The following is a 16,279-nucleotide window of genomic DNA, read 5'->3' on the forward strand; positions in this document are numbered from 1 at the left end:
GGTAATATTACTGATCTGCCTGCTTTCTTTGAATCTTATGGTGCTTTTCTCTATCCAAAAACAAGCTAGTATCCTGCTTTAATTATCTTTTCCAGAACTGCGTTCCGCAAAGTCTCTGCAGCTTCTATCTCTTCCTGCTGCCAGGGCATCGCTGTATTTTTCACTATTTCTTTGTAAGTCGCAAACGAGTTTCTCGGATGATAAGTCTTACCGTCAGACTCCATTTGAATGGCGTTGTCCGGATTTCCTCCCCAGTTTACGGTTTGTAAAGCTTCTTGTCTGAAACCAAGTATAAATTCTTCCTGATTGGCATTTACAGGCATCGAGACCAGGCCACTGGCTGTCTCTTTGTAAGCCTTGCTGTTCGGGTAAACAAGCGGTAGCATGTCCGTGGCAAATACTCCGCTGCCTTTATTTCGGCGGAGCCACGAAACAAGTTCCTTTATCTCCTGTTTGGCTGGCGTGCTTCCACTCGTCCAGATACTACCCTCATATACTACTGCGGCTCCGTTTAGAGAGAGCAGATCCTGTATACTTGTGGCTCCTTTCAGTAGTCCTTCAGCAAAGTGAGCGGTAGCATATAATTGCTCTACCAGTTTAACATGAATGCTGCGCAGCTGCACCCTAACCGACATATACTCTTCTTTCTGCTTAGATTCCAGTTGTGCAGAGAGTATACCACCCAGTAGCTCCATGGCAGAGCGCATTTCGTAACCAGGATATTTAGGAGTCTTATGATGGCAAGAAATCAGGCCCCAAAGCTTATTGTCTATAATGATAGGCAGCGACATGGACGCCATGACTTTCAGGTTAGCCAGGTATTCCAGATGCACTTTGGCCACGCTGCGCAGGTTGCTATCAGCCAGATCAGTGAAGCGTTGTGTAATTGGATTAATAACCGGTATTAATCGAACCGGGGTATAGTCGCGGGTGGGAATGAGGCGGTAAGGATTCCTAAGGTATAAGTCGCGTGCCTGTCTGGGCACATCAGAAGCAGGAAAGCGCAGGCCCATGTAATCGTCCATATCATCTTCCTTTGCCTGCCCCACTACCATCCCGTTCCACTTAGGGTCGAATTGGTATACCAGCACCCTGTCAAAGCCTGTGAATAACTTTAATTCTTCAGCAGTTCGCTGGGCAATTTCCTGGCATGTACCAGCCTGTTTCAGAAGTGAAGTAATGTATTTTATGTGCTGGTACAGGCGCACAAAAGTCTCCTGCGGAGAAGAGTTGTTTTCTTCCAGTTCTATTAGCAGATATTCATCCTGAGGCAGTATAAGCGCCGTGAAGGAAGTTTCTTTCTCCTGGAATATAGAATTGAGTGTAAATGGAATTTTGTCGACAATTGACCGGGCATTTATCTTACCAACTATATCTTCGTATTGATTGGCCGGAATTAATTCTGAGAGCGGCTTTGAAAGCAGTTCATCGGCAGTAAGAGGTAAAAAAGAATTGATATTTTCGCTGGCCTGGACGATCTGCATCTGTTTATCCAGCACAAGCAGCGCCCCATGTGGCTGTATCAGGTTGACTAAATGCAGTGGTATAGTTCCGCAAATTTCTGAATCATAATCTTTATCTATTGTTAAGTTTACCGGTGCTGCTTTGCTATTCATAGATTATTTTGAGTTGTACTCGATCAGAAGCACTTATAACCGAAATTGGAATGGAGTGTTTATTCCGCCCGCTTTGTGTCTGTAAAAACCTGCTAAATAAGGCTGTTAGTTACGTATTATACTCCTGTCAAATTGTTTATACTGTAGGATATTACGCAACAATCGCACACTTGAGACAAGTTATGAAATTCTACTTATAATTTATATGTTTTTATAAACCCCTGCTGTATATTAAAACATAAACGATTTTGCAGGAGTGTAAGTACTTATTCACTGTTATTACTTTTCCGTAACCATTGGCTTAGTGTTGGCGCTTAACTTTTCTACAAATAAGAAACTAAACAAGCCGCTTTATTATTATTCTTTTCTATGCATCCGCTTAACCAGGTTTTTGCCTATTCATGCAAAGCCTGAAAAAATATTTGAAAAAAAATTAAAAAAATATTTTTCTTCATGTTGTCTTCATCTTGACATTATAGTTTTGATGCATAAACTAATTAAACCGAAAACGAAAATGAAAAAGATAACATTTCTGGCTGCGGTCCTGCTAAGCACGACAACAGTATTTGCTCAGTCAAACAAAGCTTCTGTAAAGGCTAACACTAACACAACTGCACAGGTATCTGCAAACGAGAACGGCAAGCAGGTAAGCGCTTCCAACTCATCTTCCACCACAACTACGTCGGATGTTGAAGCCACACCGGCTAAAGGCAAAGCAAACGGACAAGCAGCCCTGAACGCAAAAGCATCTGCTAAGGCAAAAAGAGCTAAAGATAAGCCAACCGAAACAGAGCCTGTTCAGGAAGAGCCAAAAACTGAAAAAGGAAGAACACCAGAGAAAGGTGAGGAAAAAGCTCCGAAAGAAAACCATGGACAGGTTGTTTCTGAAACTGCACAAGGCTTAAAAACAACAGTTACAGCAGAAGGTGAAAATGCAGGAGGACGCGGCCAGGCGATTGCCGAAGTAGCAAAAAGCAATGCAACGGCAGCAGCCACCAAAGGCAGGCAAAACGCAGAAGGAGGCCTGCAGGTAGCCGCTGAGGTTTCACAGCAATCTGAGGCAGCCCTAAAAGTTCAGGGCAATAAGGCTGAGAACACAGGAAGAGCCAATGTAAAGGCGGCACAAAGCACACAGGCATCTGTGGAGGCTGACGCTGCAGAGACAGCAAACAAGGCGGGCCATGTAGCCGTAGAAGCCAGCCAAAAAGGTAAAGCAACTGCCGGCACACAGTCTGAAAACGCACAAGGCCACGGCAAAGCTGTAGCTGAAACAGCTCAGGATACTAAGGCTACCGGCCAGGAAAAAGGCCAGCAAGTAAAAGAAGTTGCAACGGCAAAAGCGAAAGAAAAACCGGCTCAGGTAAAAGCCCAGGGCGCTGCAGCTGGAAATGCTAAAGTAAGAGGTGGTGCAAGCCGTGCTGCCGGTGTTTCGAGAGCCGCAGGTGCAGGCAGAGCAGGTGCCGGTGCAGGAGTTAACACAACTGTAGGCGGCGCTGTAAACAACACGACCAAAGTGGTTACGCCAGGCAAATCTAACCGCCCTGTGCAGGTTGGAGGCGCTGTGAATGTGGGCGTAGGCTCTAAAATAAAAGTAGGAAACTAGTACCTTTGAGGTATCCATCAGCCCTATGGCCCCTGCAAAGAGCAGGGGCCATAGGGCTATAAAGATGAATCAGATGAAGACACTTTGGATATGTATCTGGCTGTTTTTGCTGATGCCTGCTCTTGCATTTGCAGGACAGACGGCAGAACCGGCAGCTGAAACAGATACTGTTAAAACCGGTTGGTGGGTAGTTGGTATGGAGGCATCTAATAACTCATCTTTCTTTGGCAGGAATACTGCTAAACGTTACCCTTATGCTGCTCCTAACCTAACGTACATTCATCATACCGGCATATGGGCATCAGCTTCTGCCTACCAGCTCTTCGGTACCGAAGACTTTATAGACCAGGCAGATCTGTCGGTTGGGTATAGCTTTAAAGTGCGCAAGCGCCTGGAAGTTGACCTGAGCTATACGCATTTTATCTTTGGCAAGAACACACCTTTGGTTAACGCCAGCACAACTGATGCCCTCTCTGCCAGAACAGCCTACGATTGGAAATACCTGTACACTGCTCTTACAAACAGTTACATTATCGGCAGCGGAAATGATGTGTTCACAGTGCTTGAGAATTCGAGATATGTGCCCCTGAACCCGCTTTGGCAAGGAAACCTGCCCGTAGGACTGGACCCTAAAATAAGCGTGACAGCAGGTACGCAGCACTTTTCAGAAACACATACTACCACTACTACGCAGAAAAAAAAGGGATCAGGAGGTGGCTCTACCGGCAGCGGCCCTATTGGCGGCATACTGGACCCACTGAACCCGGGTGGCAGCAAAGGCCCTTCAGATGGCGGCACAACCGAAGAAACCACTACTACCACCACAACCACAAACGTGAGCAGGTTCAGGGTACTGAACTATGACCTTAAAATCCCGGTGGTGGTATACTATGGCAATTTTGAGTTTGAGCCATCGTGGCGCTATTCCATACCAGTAAACAAACTTGAAGGAGATGAGTCTAAGGCTCAATCCTTTTATACTTTAAGCGTGAAGTACACGTTTTAGCATACTACATAAATCTCACCTTAACACACCCTAACATGCACGTACTCATTGTAGAAGATGAGGTTAGCCTGGCAAACGAATTAAAACATTTTCTTACCCAGGAACACTACATCTGCGACTGGGCCTTTACAGGACGTGAGGCCTCAGAGAAAATTGCTGTAAACCGCTACGACTTTATACTTCTGGACCTGGGCTTGCCTGATTACGAGGGCCTGGACCTCCTGCGCGAAACAAGAGAACTAGAGCACGAACCGGCTATAATCATACTTACAGCGCGCGGCGCACTGGAAGACCGCATTGAGGGCCTTGGACTTGGTGCTGACGATTACCTGCCCAAGCCTTTCTCATTACTGGAGTTACAGGCACGCATGCAGGCCATACTTCGTCGAAAGTTTCAGGTTAAGTCTACAGTATTGGAGTTTCGTGGTATTGAGCTCGATAATTCTGCCCGCGTCGTAACCTATAAAGGCGAGGAAATTTCGCTCACAAAAAAAGAGTTTGACCTGCTGCATTACATGCTGCTGCACCGCAAGCGCATACTTACCAGGCTGCAGCTAACAGAACATATCTGGGGGAATATTTTAGAAGATAACTACGACTCCAACTACATAGATGTGCACATCAAAAACCTGCGCAAAAAATTGGCCGGCTACATATCAAGTGACTGGCTGGAAACCGTTCGGGGCGTAGGCTACAGGTTGGTAGCATAGTATGAAGCTACAATCAAAACTTACGCTGTTTAGTGCAGCATCTAAAATAGTTATACTTCTGCTCCTGGTAATAGTGCTTCCGCCACTGATAAACCGGGTAGCTTTGCACAGTACAGATCAGCGCCTGCTCCAGAAAAAGGAGCAGGTGTTTGATATTATAGAGATACGGGGCATAGACTCGTTTCTGGCTAACAGCGAAGACAGTGCTTTTGGCAGTTACAATATCCTGAAAGAAGAGTTTATTTCGATGGAGCCTATAGACCCATCGCTGATAGACAACCGGATTGAGAATACACTGCGAAAGGTAGAAGGCGAAGTAATGGAGTATCGTGTGCTTAGCCTGGGCTTTGAGCTGCACGGCCAGACTTACCAGTTGGAGATAGGTCGCAGCCTGGACACCATCCGCGAAACCAGCGATACACTGCAGCGCTATGCTTTATACTTTCTGGTGGGTGTGGTACTGTTTACTGTCTTTATAGACCTTGTTTTTTTAAAGGTATTGCTACGCCCTATGCGTTTGATTCTTCGAAAGCTGCAACGCATCGGCCATCCCGAAACCTTTAAGCCTACTCCCCTGCCTACCTCCACCAGCGACTTTTTGTACCTGAACGATACTATCAATGGCATGATGCTGCAGGTGCAGGACGCTTTCCGCAAAGAGAAAGAGTTTATTGGCAATGTGTCGCATGAGCTGCTTACGCCTGTATCTATACTTCAGAACAGGCTGGAGAACCTGTTGGCTAGCCCAGACCTCCCGGATGATGTGCTGTTAAAACTTGTTGAAAGCCAGAAAACGCTGCACCGCCTCAAAAGTATAATCCAGGCGCTACTGCTTATATCACGGATAGAGAACGAGCAGTATCTTAAAAATGAAACAGTAGATTTGAAGACACTTGTGCAGGATGTAGTAGACGAAATAAGCGACAGAGCCGAGATGAAAGAGGTAATGATAAGCACTACGCTGGCAGAAAACCTGGTGCTGCAAAATGCGAATTACTCGTTGCTGTTCACGATGCTGTTTAACGTGGTAAATAATGCCATTAAGTATAACAAGCAAGGCGGAAGTATACGTATAAACGGCAGTATGAACGGCAAAAAGTATGAGTTAACAGTTGCCGATACTGGCACGGGTATAGCCGAGGATCAATTGCCTAAAATATTCCGGCGGTTTAAAAGAACGCACGCAGCAGATGGCGAAAGTTATGGCCTGGGGCTGGCAATTGTAAATACAGTCGCAAAGTTCCATAAGATAAAACTGGATGTCGCCTCGGTGCCCGGCGAAGGGACTACGTTCAGCTTTCTGTTTCTTAAAGACTGAGGCTGGTGCAAAACTATAGCAAACGGAGAACAGGGAGTTGCTCCGTTTGCTATAATTACAGGTGCTAATGTGAGATGTAAGCAATAGCCAAAGAGAGTTAAAAAGTATGTTAAGTTAAAAGAAGGATTATCACGCAGGGTAACGCTGCAAAACAAGTAGAATCCGAAGCACAAGTATACCTGCTTTATTTTAACCAAATATTCTGTGTTTAAACTTTACATTCAAAAGCTCAAAAGGTAACATCAACTACAACAATCTTTAGTGAGAAATACGCATTTCGGTTTATACTTGCCGGCATATGCTGTCCTGTAATCAGTACACTGTCTAAATCTGGCTTAAAACCGGCACCTTAAAAAAACAAGATGCCGCCCCTATTCGGGGCGGCATTTCTTTATTATGCCTCTTAAGCGGCAAGGTGATTCTTCTAATTAAAATCCGCTTACATTTAAACGGCCACCTGTAACGCACTTACCTGCCAAAGAGCTTGTAGGCAACGCGCTGCTCATGATAGCACTCTTAATGGTAGCAGCAGACGCACCCGGATGGGAAGCAGCATATAGTGCAACGCCTCCTGTTACATGTGGAGTAGCCATGGAAGTACCATTATAAGATGATAAAGTGTTGTAAGCTGTAGTAGACCATATTCCTGAGCCAGGAGCCCCTATATCCACAGTAGTAGCACCATAGTTGGAGAAAGACGATCTGGCACCGGAAGAGGTGATCGCAGCCACAGCAATGATGTTATCTAAAGTGTAGTTAGATGGATAACTTGCAACCACATCATTGTCATCGCCTACGCCGTCGCTGCCACCATTGCCAGCTGCAGCTACAAACAGAATGTCTTTTGCCTGCGCACGCTGTATAGCATCGTATAGCGCCTGAGAATAGCCACCGCCACCCCACGAGTTGTTGCTGGCTACAATGTTCATACCATGGCGGTTTTTCAGATCAGTCAGGTAATCAACTGCCTTGATAGCGTTAGCAGTTGTACCACCTCTGCGGCCCAAGAACTTGCAGGAGATCATGGTCACCTTCCAGTTAACTCCTACTACACCTTTACCATTGTTCTCTGCACCTATTGTTCCTGCTACGTGGGTGCCGTGGTCGTCGAGGCTGCCTCTTGAGCCACCGTCATAAACCTGGTTATCATTGCCGTCGAAGTCCCAGCCGTTCACGTCATCAACATAGCCGTTGCCATCATTATCTACACCATCAACCGGGTCGTAAGGGTTGGTCCAGATATTACCGGCAAGGTCAGCATGATCAACCTGAATACCTTCATCTATGACACCTACTACAACAGAAGCGGAGCCGGTATTGCCAGCTGCCCATGCCTCGCCAGCCTGGCTACCGTATTGGTTGGCCGGAGATGAGGCATCGCCATACATACCCCAAAGCGAACCATTTGTATAATACGGATCAGAAGAAGCACTGTGCGTATAGATATAGTTTGGCTCAGCGTACTCTATTTCTGCTGCACCTTTCATTTTACCAATAGCTTCAAGCGCAGCCATTGGTGTATGTACTAATGTTAGACCTTCTTTATCTCCAAAGCGCTCCATGGTCTTAGTTAAAATGTGCTCTTTAACACTACCATTAATGCGTGAAAGGGCTGCCGCTCTCGCATCTGCAGATACGCCGGCTTTAAACTTAACAAGTACTTCGTTAGCCACAAACTGCTGGCCCTTAGAGCCCATAGCCTGCGCTTCCTCCGACATCGCGAATGCTTCGTCTTCTAAAAGAGTTTCTTTTTCGCAGCTGGTCAAAAACGCAGCTGACATTACGGCCAACGCTAAAGCAGACTTCCCCGCTCTGAAATAGTTTTTTTTCATGTACTTTAAATTTTAGGTGAAATATAAGTTAGAAACTAAAGTGACGAATATTATTTACTTATATCAAGGAAGGTTTACCCTATAAAGTAACATTATATAATCATGGTATTAAAAGCTCACACCTAGCCATAACACGCTATTTCACAATATACATACACAAATTCACCCTTAAACACACATGCCAGGTAACATTAGGCGTACACATATAAAATACAATATATATTCCCCTTCAACTGTACACATAGAGTTTAAATAAAAGCTACAGATCATAACTGATTATAGGGTTTTACTTAACATGAGGCACATGCTGTAACGCACAAACAATTTATACTTTTGGCAATAGTATTAAGTACTGCTCTTTCCCTTCATTTAGTTTTTCCCGTAAATGTGTGGTAACTTAGAAAGCCATTGCAACATTAACCTCCAGACTCATGTCTTCATCAACCTCCACTACTCTAAATCAAAACAGCGAACTTGTTCATATCTTCAGAGGAGATAGCGAAATGGCTGTTTTGATGCGGGCTTATAGTTGGGACTCTCATCCGCTTGGCCATCCGCAGTTATGGCCGGAGAGCCTTAAAACGAACATCCGGCTTATACTTAGTTCCGGTTTCCCGATGTTTATCTGGTGGTCACAGGACTTATACATGTTTCATAACGACGCCTATCTACCGGCTTTAGGAAAAAAACACCCTAAAGCGTTAGGAGCGTCGGCGCGAGAAATGTGGGCTGAGATATGGGATCAGATTGGAAATATAACTGAGAACATACTAAAGCACGGAGAATCATTTAATGCTGAAAACTTACAATTGTTCCTGGATCGGAAGGGTTTTGCCGAAGAAACATACTGGACCTTTTCGTACAGTCCTATATTCGACGACACTGGTAACATAGCCGGTATTTTTTGCGCCTGTTACGAAGAAACCAGTTCTGTACTTGGTCAACGCAGGCTTAAGACACTCAAGGATATATCGGATGCGCTGGCGCAGGTGCAAACCCTGGATCAATTGGGGACAAGTGCCAGTAGTATCTTAAATGAAAACTCCAACGACATTCCTTTTAACATGATCTACCTTTGCAATAGCGTAGGTTCAGAAGTTGCACTTGCAGGACAAGCAGGTTACTTAGCAAGCGATTTGACACCGGCAAGGGTTAATCTTAAACAACCACAGGCAGCATGGCCCTTTGCAAAAATATTGCAATCACATGAAAGTATGGTTGTAGACCTACCTAACCTGACTGCAGATGGTACATCTGTCAGCAGTGTTAGCCGTGCTGCCGTACATCCGATATTTAAACCCGGAGAAAGCCAGATAATCGGTTTTTTTATCTCGGGAATAAGCGACAAACAGGAGTATAATAGAGCTTATCAGGGGTTTTACAGCCTGCTTACCAGCCAAATTGCCACCTCTATTATAAGTGTGCAGTCCAGGCAGGAGATCTTGCAACGCCAGGAGTACCTCAAAGAAATTTTCCAGCAGGCTCCTGTGGGCATTACATTGTTAAGAGGCTCCGATTATATTGTTGATATTGCCAACCCGGGTGTTTGTGAGATATGGCGGGTTAAACAGGAGGATGTTATGGGGAAGCCCATACTTAAAGTGATACCGGAAGCTGTTGAACAGGGTTTTAAAGAACTGCTTGACCAGGTAATGGCTACCGGCGTGCCTTATGTGGCTAACGAGGTTCCCCTGGTGCTGGAGCGCAACAAAATAAACGAGACATTATACCTCAACTTTGTTTATCATCCGTTACGCGATGAGCAGGGTTTTGTAACAGGTATAATTGCAGTAGCTATCGATATAAGCGAACAGGTTAGAGCAAGGCAGGAGATCGAATCCATCAACAAAGAGCTTTTAGCTACCAATTCCGATCTGGATAACTTTGTTTACTCTGCCTCACACGATCTTAAAGCCCCGATTCATAACATCGAGGGACTTGTGAATGCATTACTCGAATACATTCCTGGCACTATGTCATCTTCCGGCGAGGTGCAAGAACTTACTTCTCACATTCGAAACTCTATAAACCGGTTTAAAAAAGTAGTTTTAGACCTGACTAAGGTTGCTAAAATACAGCGGGAAGCCGGCGAAGATGTAAGCAAAATTAACCTGGAAGAGGTAATTACTGCGGTTTGCTTTGACTTTGAACCTGAAATTGCTTTATCAGGAGCAACCATCGAAACGCATCTGGCCCCTGATGCTTCAATCAACTTTTCGGCAAAGAACATTCGGAGCATCGTGTATAACCTTATAAGCAACGCACTTAAGTATAAAGCCCCGGACAGAAAGCCCCATATTACCATCACTACCGAAAACACAGCTGATTTCATTTTACTTTCAGTAACAGACAATGGCCTGGGTATAAAAGAGACAGATGTTGATAAAATGTTTTCGATGTTCAAGCGCCTACACGATCATGTAGAAGGATCAGGTATTGGCCTTTACATTGTAAAGAGAATAGTTGAGAACGCAGGAGGCAAAATAGAGGTAGAAAGCGAGCTTAATAAGGGCACAACCTTCCGGATAAGCCTTAAAAAATAAGTATAAAAACTCTAATCCAGCATTGATGTCTTACCCTAAGGGTGGACCTTCCTGTTACTATACTTCTGAGCGCGTATCTTTAACATCAAAACTGGTGAACTTACAACTGCAGTGAAACCAATTTAGTACTTTTCCAATGCAACTATTACAAGAAAATTGCTGATTTAAAACCCTTTATTAAATTAAAAACGTAGTAAAACAAGATACAGCATCTGCGTTTCAAAAACCTGATATTGTATTGAACAATGTTTAACTAAAGAATAAAACTATGAAAAAGATACTATTTGCAGGTATGGTAGCATTTGGCTCCATGGCAATGATTGCCTGCGATAATAATGGCGAAGCAGTTGTAACAGAAGACGAGGGTGTAGTAGTAGACCGTGACTCTGTAGCCACTGAGTATGAGGTAACAGAAACTGTAGTAGAATACGACACCACCACCAGAACCAAATCTGTTGATGTTGATCGTGATAGTGACAGAGACAATAACTAAATAGTTACCTGATAAACAGATTTAAACAGAAGGAGGCGACCAGCTAATAGTCGCCTCCTTCTGTTTAAATCTGTGTTGGTATAGTTACTACTATAAATTGCTTGCCATCCTAACCGAACCTGTTCTTACAAAAATTTATACTTCATCATAAGAAAAGTACATTATTCGACGGATTTTATGATATCTATCCTATCGGCTTCTAACACCACAAAAAGCGACTGCAATCCTGTATGTTTGGCCTCTATCCTGGTGCCGTAAAGCGACACAGGCACAAACTCTCTAATCTTTGCTTCCTGTGCTGCCAGTTCTTTGATCCGGGCCTGCGCCTCGGCTGTATTTTTGTCTTCACCGGCCTTATTAGCAGCAAAACGCCTCAGAGAATCAAAATCCACCTGTTGTTCGTTAGCCTGGGTAGCTTCTTTAGCCTGGGCGTTTCTGCGCGAAGCGTACGTTTCCAAGATTTTTTCTCTCAACTCCAGAATCCATTTCAGGCAATAGTAAAATTGTTCCTGTGTCATAAGTTGTGCGTTACGATAGGTTAAACATGACAGGGCTATATAAAGTAACCAGATCCTCAATTGTGATCAGCCTTACTCCCTGAACAAGGTCAGTTCTTAACCCGTTTACCAGAACACTATCCATAGATACATCAAGCATCAGGTATGCATCTTCCAGGGTATCCTGTCCACTGAACATGACAGAGTAAAACCGATGCCCTCCCTCCTGACTGTGCAACTGTATGGCGCCGCCCAGAAGTATACCGCCGGTTAATAACTGTATAACAGTGCCGTTGACGAAGGTAATCTGGAACACATCATTACGAGATGATCGCCTTGTTATCTGCATCAGTTCCTGGTTCTGCTTAAAAACGTCCAGTTCCGAATGGCTTGGTTCGCGCCCCAGAAACTGGTGCATATAGGCTGCGTAGTTGCTGTAATTAACATTACTTGTTTTCATGTATTAAGTTTAAACAGCGGGACGAATAAAAGCGGATGCAGCAAAAAGGCTGGTCGGTTCTGGCCATCGGGCCGGGTGAGTGTTATTATACTTCCCAACATAGTAGCTCACCTTAATAGTTTAGAAATCAGGATGTTTATTCTTACAAAGCCCCTGCTCGAATGTTTGCCTTATCTGCTTTTGCCGGAGTGATCCCCTGCAGGCAATCAGTTGCTGAAGTATAACCTGTTGGCGAAAAGCTTCATCAAGGCTAAGAATCATGCTCGGCAAGCAGCAAATTATTAATAGGCCATTACGTGCCTCTATCGGGTTAGAATGCAGTTAAATAAATTACAACGTATTTATATTCAGATATTTACAGTTGTTATACTTTAACAGCCGTATACTTAAACAGGATAATAGAATATACCTTTTCCTGAAATTTATGACTTACAAGACCATTTTTCTACCGGTGTTAACAGCAATTTTAATGTTAGCAGCAACGCAAACTTTTGCACAGAACACCCCTACAAAACAAGAACAACAAAAAGCGCAGCAATTAGCCAAAGATAATCAAAAAGCTGATGCACAACGCTTAAGCGATGCCAAAGACCTTAGAAAAGACACAAAATCAGATGCCAGAATAGCAGCGGCCAATGCAAAAGAAGCTAAAAGAATAGACAAAGAAGCAGCCTATGCGGCAAAGCACGCAAAACGTTCTGCCAAAATGGAAGCCAAAGCACAGCGCAACCGGGCCGACGCAGACAAACAAGCTAAAAAAGCAGCCAAGGCAACCGAAAAGTCCCAAAACAATTAATTTATACTTTACCCCTTCTGATGATGGAAAATAGATATCCCGAAGGATCAACGGTCTTTCTCAAAACTGATCCTAACCATAGTTTAACTGTGAGACGCTATGCTAAACGCATCTACTATTGTACAGATCCTGCTAAACCGCAGGAAAAGGATAAAGTATATTATGAGCGGGAGTTACAGGGCAATACGAATACAGTTACTTAGTACAGGAAAGTATAGAAACGAATAACCCGCTTATTTACCAAATTAAGCGGGTTTTTCGTTTGCAGTGTATGCGGCAATAGCATTATGCTGCTTGTTTATATAGTGGAATGTGATTACCCCACCCCAACCCTCCCCTAAAAACAGGGGAGGGAGCTCCGTAATTTCAGGAAAATTCCCTGCTGGAGGTGGGAAGGGAGGTGTTTTATAGTTGGAGATTATCAAACTGCCCTCGGCTCTTTCGTATTTGCAATCTGAAAGTATAATATTACCAGGATTTGCAATCCGATTTTATACTTTGCCGATTGCTAAACTGTGGCTAATAGTTAAAAGCCGGATTACAAATCCTGATTCAGACAGTTCTTTTTTGAAACGATTACCCATGCACGATCCGGACAGGTCGCGCCCTGTCTTTACAGGGATATATTGTGTGGATAGGTTATGGGAAATTGGAAACTAAAAGTACCGCTAATTTGAGCATAGCGGTAATTGGTGGTTGGTTATAGCAGCCAGTTTAAAGCAATGCAGTATGGATTGTTGGTGATATCACCAACAATGGCTCTAATAGTTTATCCAAATAGTATAAATGCAAGGACTGCCTGATTGCAACAGGCAGTCCTTTATAAAAGACATTATACTTTTAATTACCTTTTTAACACTGCCTTTAAGCTTTGTACAGTTGTGGAGGTGCTAAGGCGCGTGACATAAACACCCTCAGCCATTCCATCACTTCTAAGCTCAAACTCATATAATTTGTTTGCTTCAGCAGTTCCAGAAGCGATCTTCTTAACCAGGGCTCCTTTCATATCGAATACCTCCAGTACATAATCTTCTGTCTTATTCAAGGTGAAGGCTATGGTTGTCCTGTTGGAGAAGGCTGTAGGATAGGTATAGAAAGTTCCATTCTGAGATTCGTCAATGGCTACAGTACTTTTACCTGAAGATGCTTTCATTGGAATGTGTATCACAATGGAACCTCCGCCAAGTATAGTAGTTGGGGCAACATTAAGATCGTAATTCTCATCTGCATCAATTAAGTTATCATATACAATTTTACCAGAAGTTTTCTCTAAAATTTTAATCCTGAACTTGTCAATATTGCCACCTCCATTGATTTGTCCATCTATCACCGAAACCATAAACTTATAAGTTAATTCTGAGCCCTCTATAGTACCCTCTCCTTTATAAGTTGCCCTACAGGTAGACACCACCAACGTTGCTGCAGTATGGGATAAGGATTTAAACTTGAGATTACCATCCTGGAAGTGGAATTCTGTATTACCTTCTACAGTTGTTGAACCCTTTTTATACTTAGACACAAACCCGAAATTGGCTTTGCCTTCAGGAGAAATATAATCGCTTATGTATTCTCCGCTTGCCTCAAGAGGCTTATAAGCACCTTCCGGCGAAGTAATCCAGCCACCACCGGTTACAAATCCGGCAGTTGGATCGTACACTGCTACATATATCTCCTCTTGTTTATCATCACAGCCTGCAATACTGGAGTTAACTTTCACCTTATATACCCTAGCTATATCTGTGAGCCAGTTTGCCGCTACTGATGTACCTGTGCCTGAAGATACCAGCACCTCACTACCACCGGAATTATAAGTGACGCTCCAACTATAGCTAACACCAGATTCAGGATTTACAACCTGGTAAGTTGTGCTCGCTGTACCCAAGGCTACTGTTGTAATTGGTGAGCCACTTGGGTTAGATATTGTGATTGGGCTACCGATTACGAGAGCGCCAAGGGAATTTACTGTAACAGAAACCGAAGCTTTTGCTGTACACCCAGACAAATTTTCAGCTTGTATCCAATATGTTCCTGTTGAGCTAACCGATGAGCTTTGTAGTTCCTGACTGGCAACTTCATCCGGGTCACCGTCCCAGTATGTTAGATCCAAACCTGCAATAGAGCTAGTGATAGTTGTTGCCAAATTAACTGTGGTAGGAGAGCAAACAGGGTTGGGATTAGATACTGTGAGCGTTGGAATATTGTTAACAATAATATCACTACCGTTATCCGAGCCTGTTACAGCAGGATCAGAACTGACGACTCTTATTCTGTAGCCTGTGCCTGTCGGAGTATTAGCAGGAACAGTAGCATTGATTGTGCCTGAAGTAGTTCCTGCTACTGTTCCTATACTTGTTGGAGAAGCAAAGCTACCTGATGCATTACTAAGTTGAGCTGTAAAAACATTTCCAGTATTGTAGGAACCGCTTATACTATAAGGGATACTTATATTTACTCCAGCACACAAAGATGAGCTTTCTAAAGCAGAAGTAGCAATATTATTAGTGACTCCAGGACTAGCTACTATCACTGGATATAAGCTATTAGCTGTTGCAATTGTTATTACCCTTGATGATGAATATGATAAATATGGACCATGAGCTGTGTAACCCCAATGAGAAAGCCCCAAATCTGTTAATCCTACCATAGTAGGGTGTGTAGTTTCAACTATGTCAATATTATCCATTCCTCCTTCTTTTATTACAAAGTCACCAAAAAATGATAAGAACTGAACCTGCACACCTTGAGAAAAATGAAAAATACAGCTTAAGCAAACATAAAAACCAGTACCACTTCCACTTGTCACAAAGTTGATAGCATTTGTTAGTAATGCTTGATACTGGCCCTGTCGATGGAATAGAGGGTCAGCATTAATCATGTACAAGTTTCCTGTAACAGCTGGTGCCCAAACAGATTTGTTTGAATTAATCAGAGTTAAGTTAGGGTCGCTATTTCCTCCAGTTGAGCTACAAGCATTATCAGGAATAATTATAGCATCAAAAGATTGAAAATCAGCTGTAGTCATAGACAGCCACTGAGATCCGGTTACCACTGTTACAACATGCCCAGCTGCTTCAGCAAGAGTCTTCTCATTTGGGGCAGAAGCTAACATTGGCCCATAAATTAATATATTTGCTGCCCATATCTTAGGCGCAACAACTATAAGTACAGCAATTAATAGTAATCTATATTTCATTTTAATATATTTTAATTTTTGAAATTTATACTGTTTATAATAAGCCACATTTACATAAGTAAGGATATTTGAAAATAAAATGCTACGATAACCGGGCTTCCCTATATTTCAATTAATTCAAAAAAATTAATTGTTTAGCTGTACAATAAATAATACCAAACCAATCCCCCTCAAGACCTTATAAGCCTTGCTACTTGAATCCAATAAAATAT

At 43.3% G+C, this 16,279-nt stretch carries 13 protein-coding genes; 8 read left to right on the forward strand and 5 right to left on the reverse strand.

The window, feature by feature from the left end:
* Positions 1 to 65: 65 nt before the first annotated feature.
* Positions 66 to 1,616 carry a GAF domain-containing protein gene (locus K0O23_RS15105; RefSeq protein ID WP_219878279.1) on the reverse strand — a complete coding sequence of 517 codons (1,551 nt, stop codon included), beginning with the start codon at positions 1,614 to 1,616 and terminating at the stop codon, positions 66 to 68.
* Between the two features lie 514 nt (positions 1,617 to 2,130).
* On the opposite strand from K0O23_RS15105, the gene K0O23_RS15110 reads away from it, so the two are divergent.
* The 4 genes from K0O23_RS15110 (at position 2,131) to K0O23_RS15125 (ending at position 6,253) form a co-directional block, all read left to right on the forward strand.
* Entirely contained in the window at positions 2,131 to 3,219 is a 1,089-nt protein-coding gene (locus tag K0O23_RS15110) for a hypothetical protein (protein ID WP_219878280.1), read from the forward strand.
* Between the two features lie 73 nt (positions 3,220 to 3,292).
* Entirely contained in the window at positions 3,293 to 4,225 is a 933-nt protein-coding gene (locus K0O23_RS15115; RefSeq protein ID WP_219878281.1) for a hypothetical protein, read from the forward strand.
* Between the two features lie 35 nt (positions 4,226 to 4,260).
* Complete coding sequence (locus K0O23_RS15120; protein WP_219878282.1) at positions 4,261 to 4,935, forward strand: response regulator transcription factor; 675 nt, start codon at positions 4,261 to 4,263, stop codon at positions 4,933 to 4,935.
* A gap of 1 nt (position 4,936) precedes the next feature.
* Positions 4,937 to 6,253, forward strand: coding sequence for a sensor histidine kinase (locus K0O23_RS15125; protein ID WP_219878283.1), 1,317 nt, complete (start codon positions 4,937 to 4,939; stop codon positions 6,251 to 6,253).
* 428 nt (positions 6,254 to 6,681) lie between these two features.
* Here the strand turns inward: K0O23_RS15125 and K0O23_RS15130 are convergent, their stop codons facing one another.
* Positions 6,682 to 8,085, reverse strand: a complete 1,404-nt coding sequence (locus tag K0O23_RS15130) for a S8 family peptidase (protein ID WP_219878284.1) — start codon at positions 8,083 to 8,085, stop codon at positions 6,682 to 6,684.
* A gap of 431 nt (positions 8,086 to 8,516) precedes the next feature.
* On the opposite strand from K0O23_RS15130, the gene K0O23_RS15135 reads away from it, so the two are divergent.
* Both K0O23_RS15135 and K0O23_RS15140 read left to right on the forward strand, forming a co-directional pair.
* On the forward strand, positions 8,517 to 10,628 hold the full coding sequence (locus K0O23_RS15135; RefSeq protein ID WP_246597141.1) for a sensor histidine kinase: 2,112 nt from the start codon (positions 8,517 to 8,519) through the stop codon (positions 10,626 to 10,628).
* Positions 10,629 to 10,896: 268 nt separating this feature from the next.
* The gene (locus K0O23_RS15140) at positions 10,897 to 11,121 is read left to right on the forward strand and encodes a hypothetical protein (protein WP_219878285.1); all 225 of its coding nucleotides are present in this window, start codon (positions 10,897 to 10,899) and stop codon (positions 11,119 to 11,121) included.
* 161 nt (positions 11,122 to 11,282) lie between these two features.
* On the opposite strand, the gene K0O23_RS15145 is transcribed toward K0O23_RS15140, so the two are convergent.
* Complete coding sequence (locus K0O23_RS15145) at positions 11,283 to 11,639, reverse strand: hypothetical protein (protein WP_219878286.1); 357 nt, start codon at positions 11,637 to 11,639, stop codon at positions 11,283 to 11,285.
* A 10-nt stretch (positions 11,640 to 11,649) separates the two neighbouring features.
* Positions 11,650 to 12,078, reverse strand: coding sequence for a hypothetical protein (locus K0O23_RS15150; protein ID WP_219878287.1), 429 nt, complete (start codon positions 12,076 to 12,078; stop codon positions 11,650 to 11,652).
* Between the two features lie 469 nt (positions 12,079 to 12,547).
* Between K0O23_RS15150 and K0O23_RS15155 the strand changes: the two genes are divergently transcribed.
* Together K0O23_RS15155 and K0O23_RS15160 are read left to right on the forward strand one after the other, a co-directional pair.
* A complete protein-coding gene (locus tag K0O23_RS15155) occupies positions 12,548 to 12,874 on the forward strand; it encodes a hypothetical protein (protein WP_219878288.1) in 327 nt (108 codons plus the stop codon).
* Between the two features lie 20 nt (positions 12,875 to 12,894).
* Positions 12,895 to 13,077 carry a hypothetical protein gene (locus tag K0O23_RS15160; RefSeq protein ID WP_246597142.1) on the forward strand — a complete coding sequence of 61 codons (183 nt, stop codon included), beginning with the start codon at positions 12,895 to 12,897 and terminating at the stop codon, positions 13,075 to 13,077.
* Positions 13,078 to 13,718: 641 nt separating this feature from the next.
* On the opposite strand, the gene K0O23_RS15165 is transcribed toward K0O23_RS15160, so the two are convergent.
* Entirely contained in the window at positions 13,719 to 16,067 is a 2,349-nt protein-coding gene (locus K0O23_RS15165; RefSeq protein ID WP_219878289.1) for a T9SS type A sorting domain-containing protein, read from the reverse strand.
* Between the last annotated feature and the right edge of the window lie 212 nt (positions 16,068 to 16,279).

The sequence above is a fragment of the Pontibacter aydingkolensis genome, assembly GCF_019443125.1.
Lineage (GTDB): Bacteria > Bacteroidota > Bacteroidia > Cytophagales > Hymenobacteraceae > Pontibacter > Pontibacter aydingkolensis.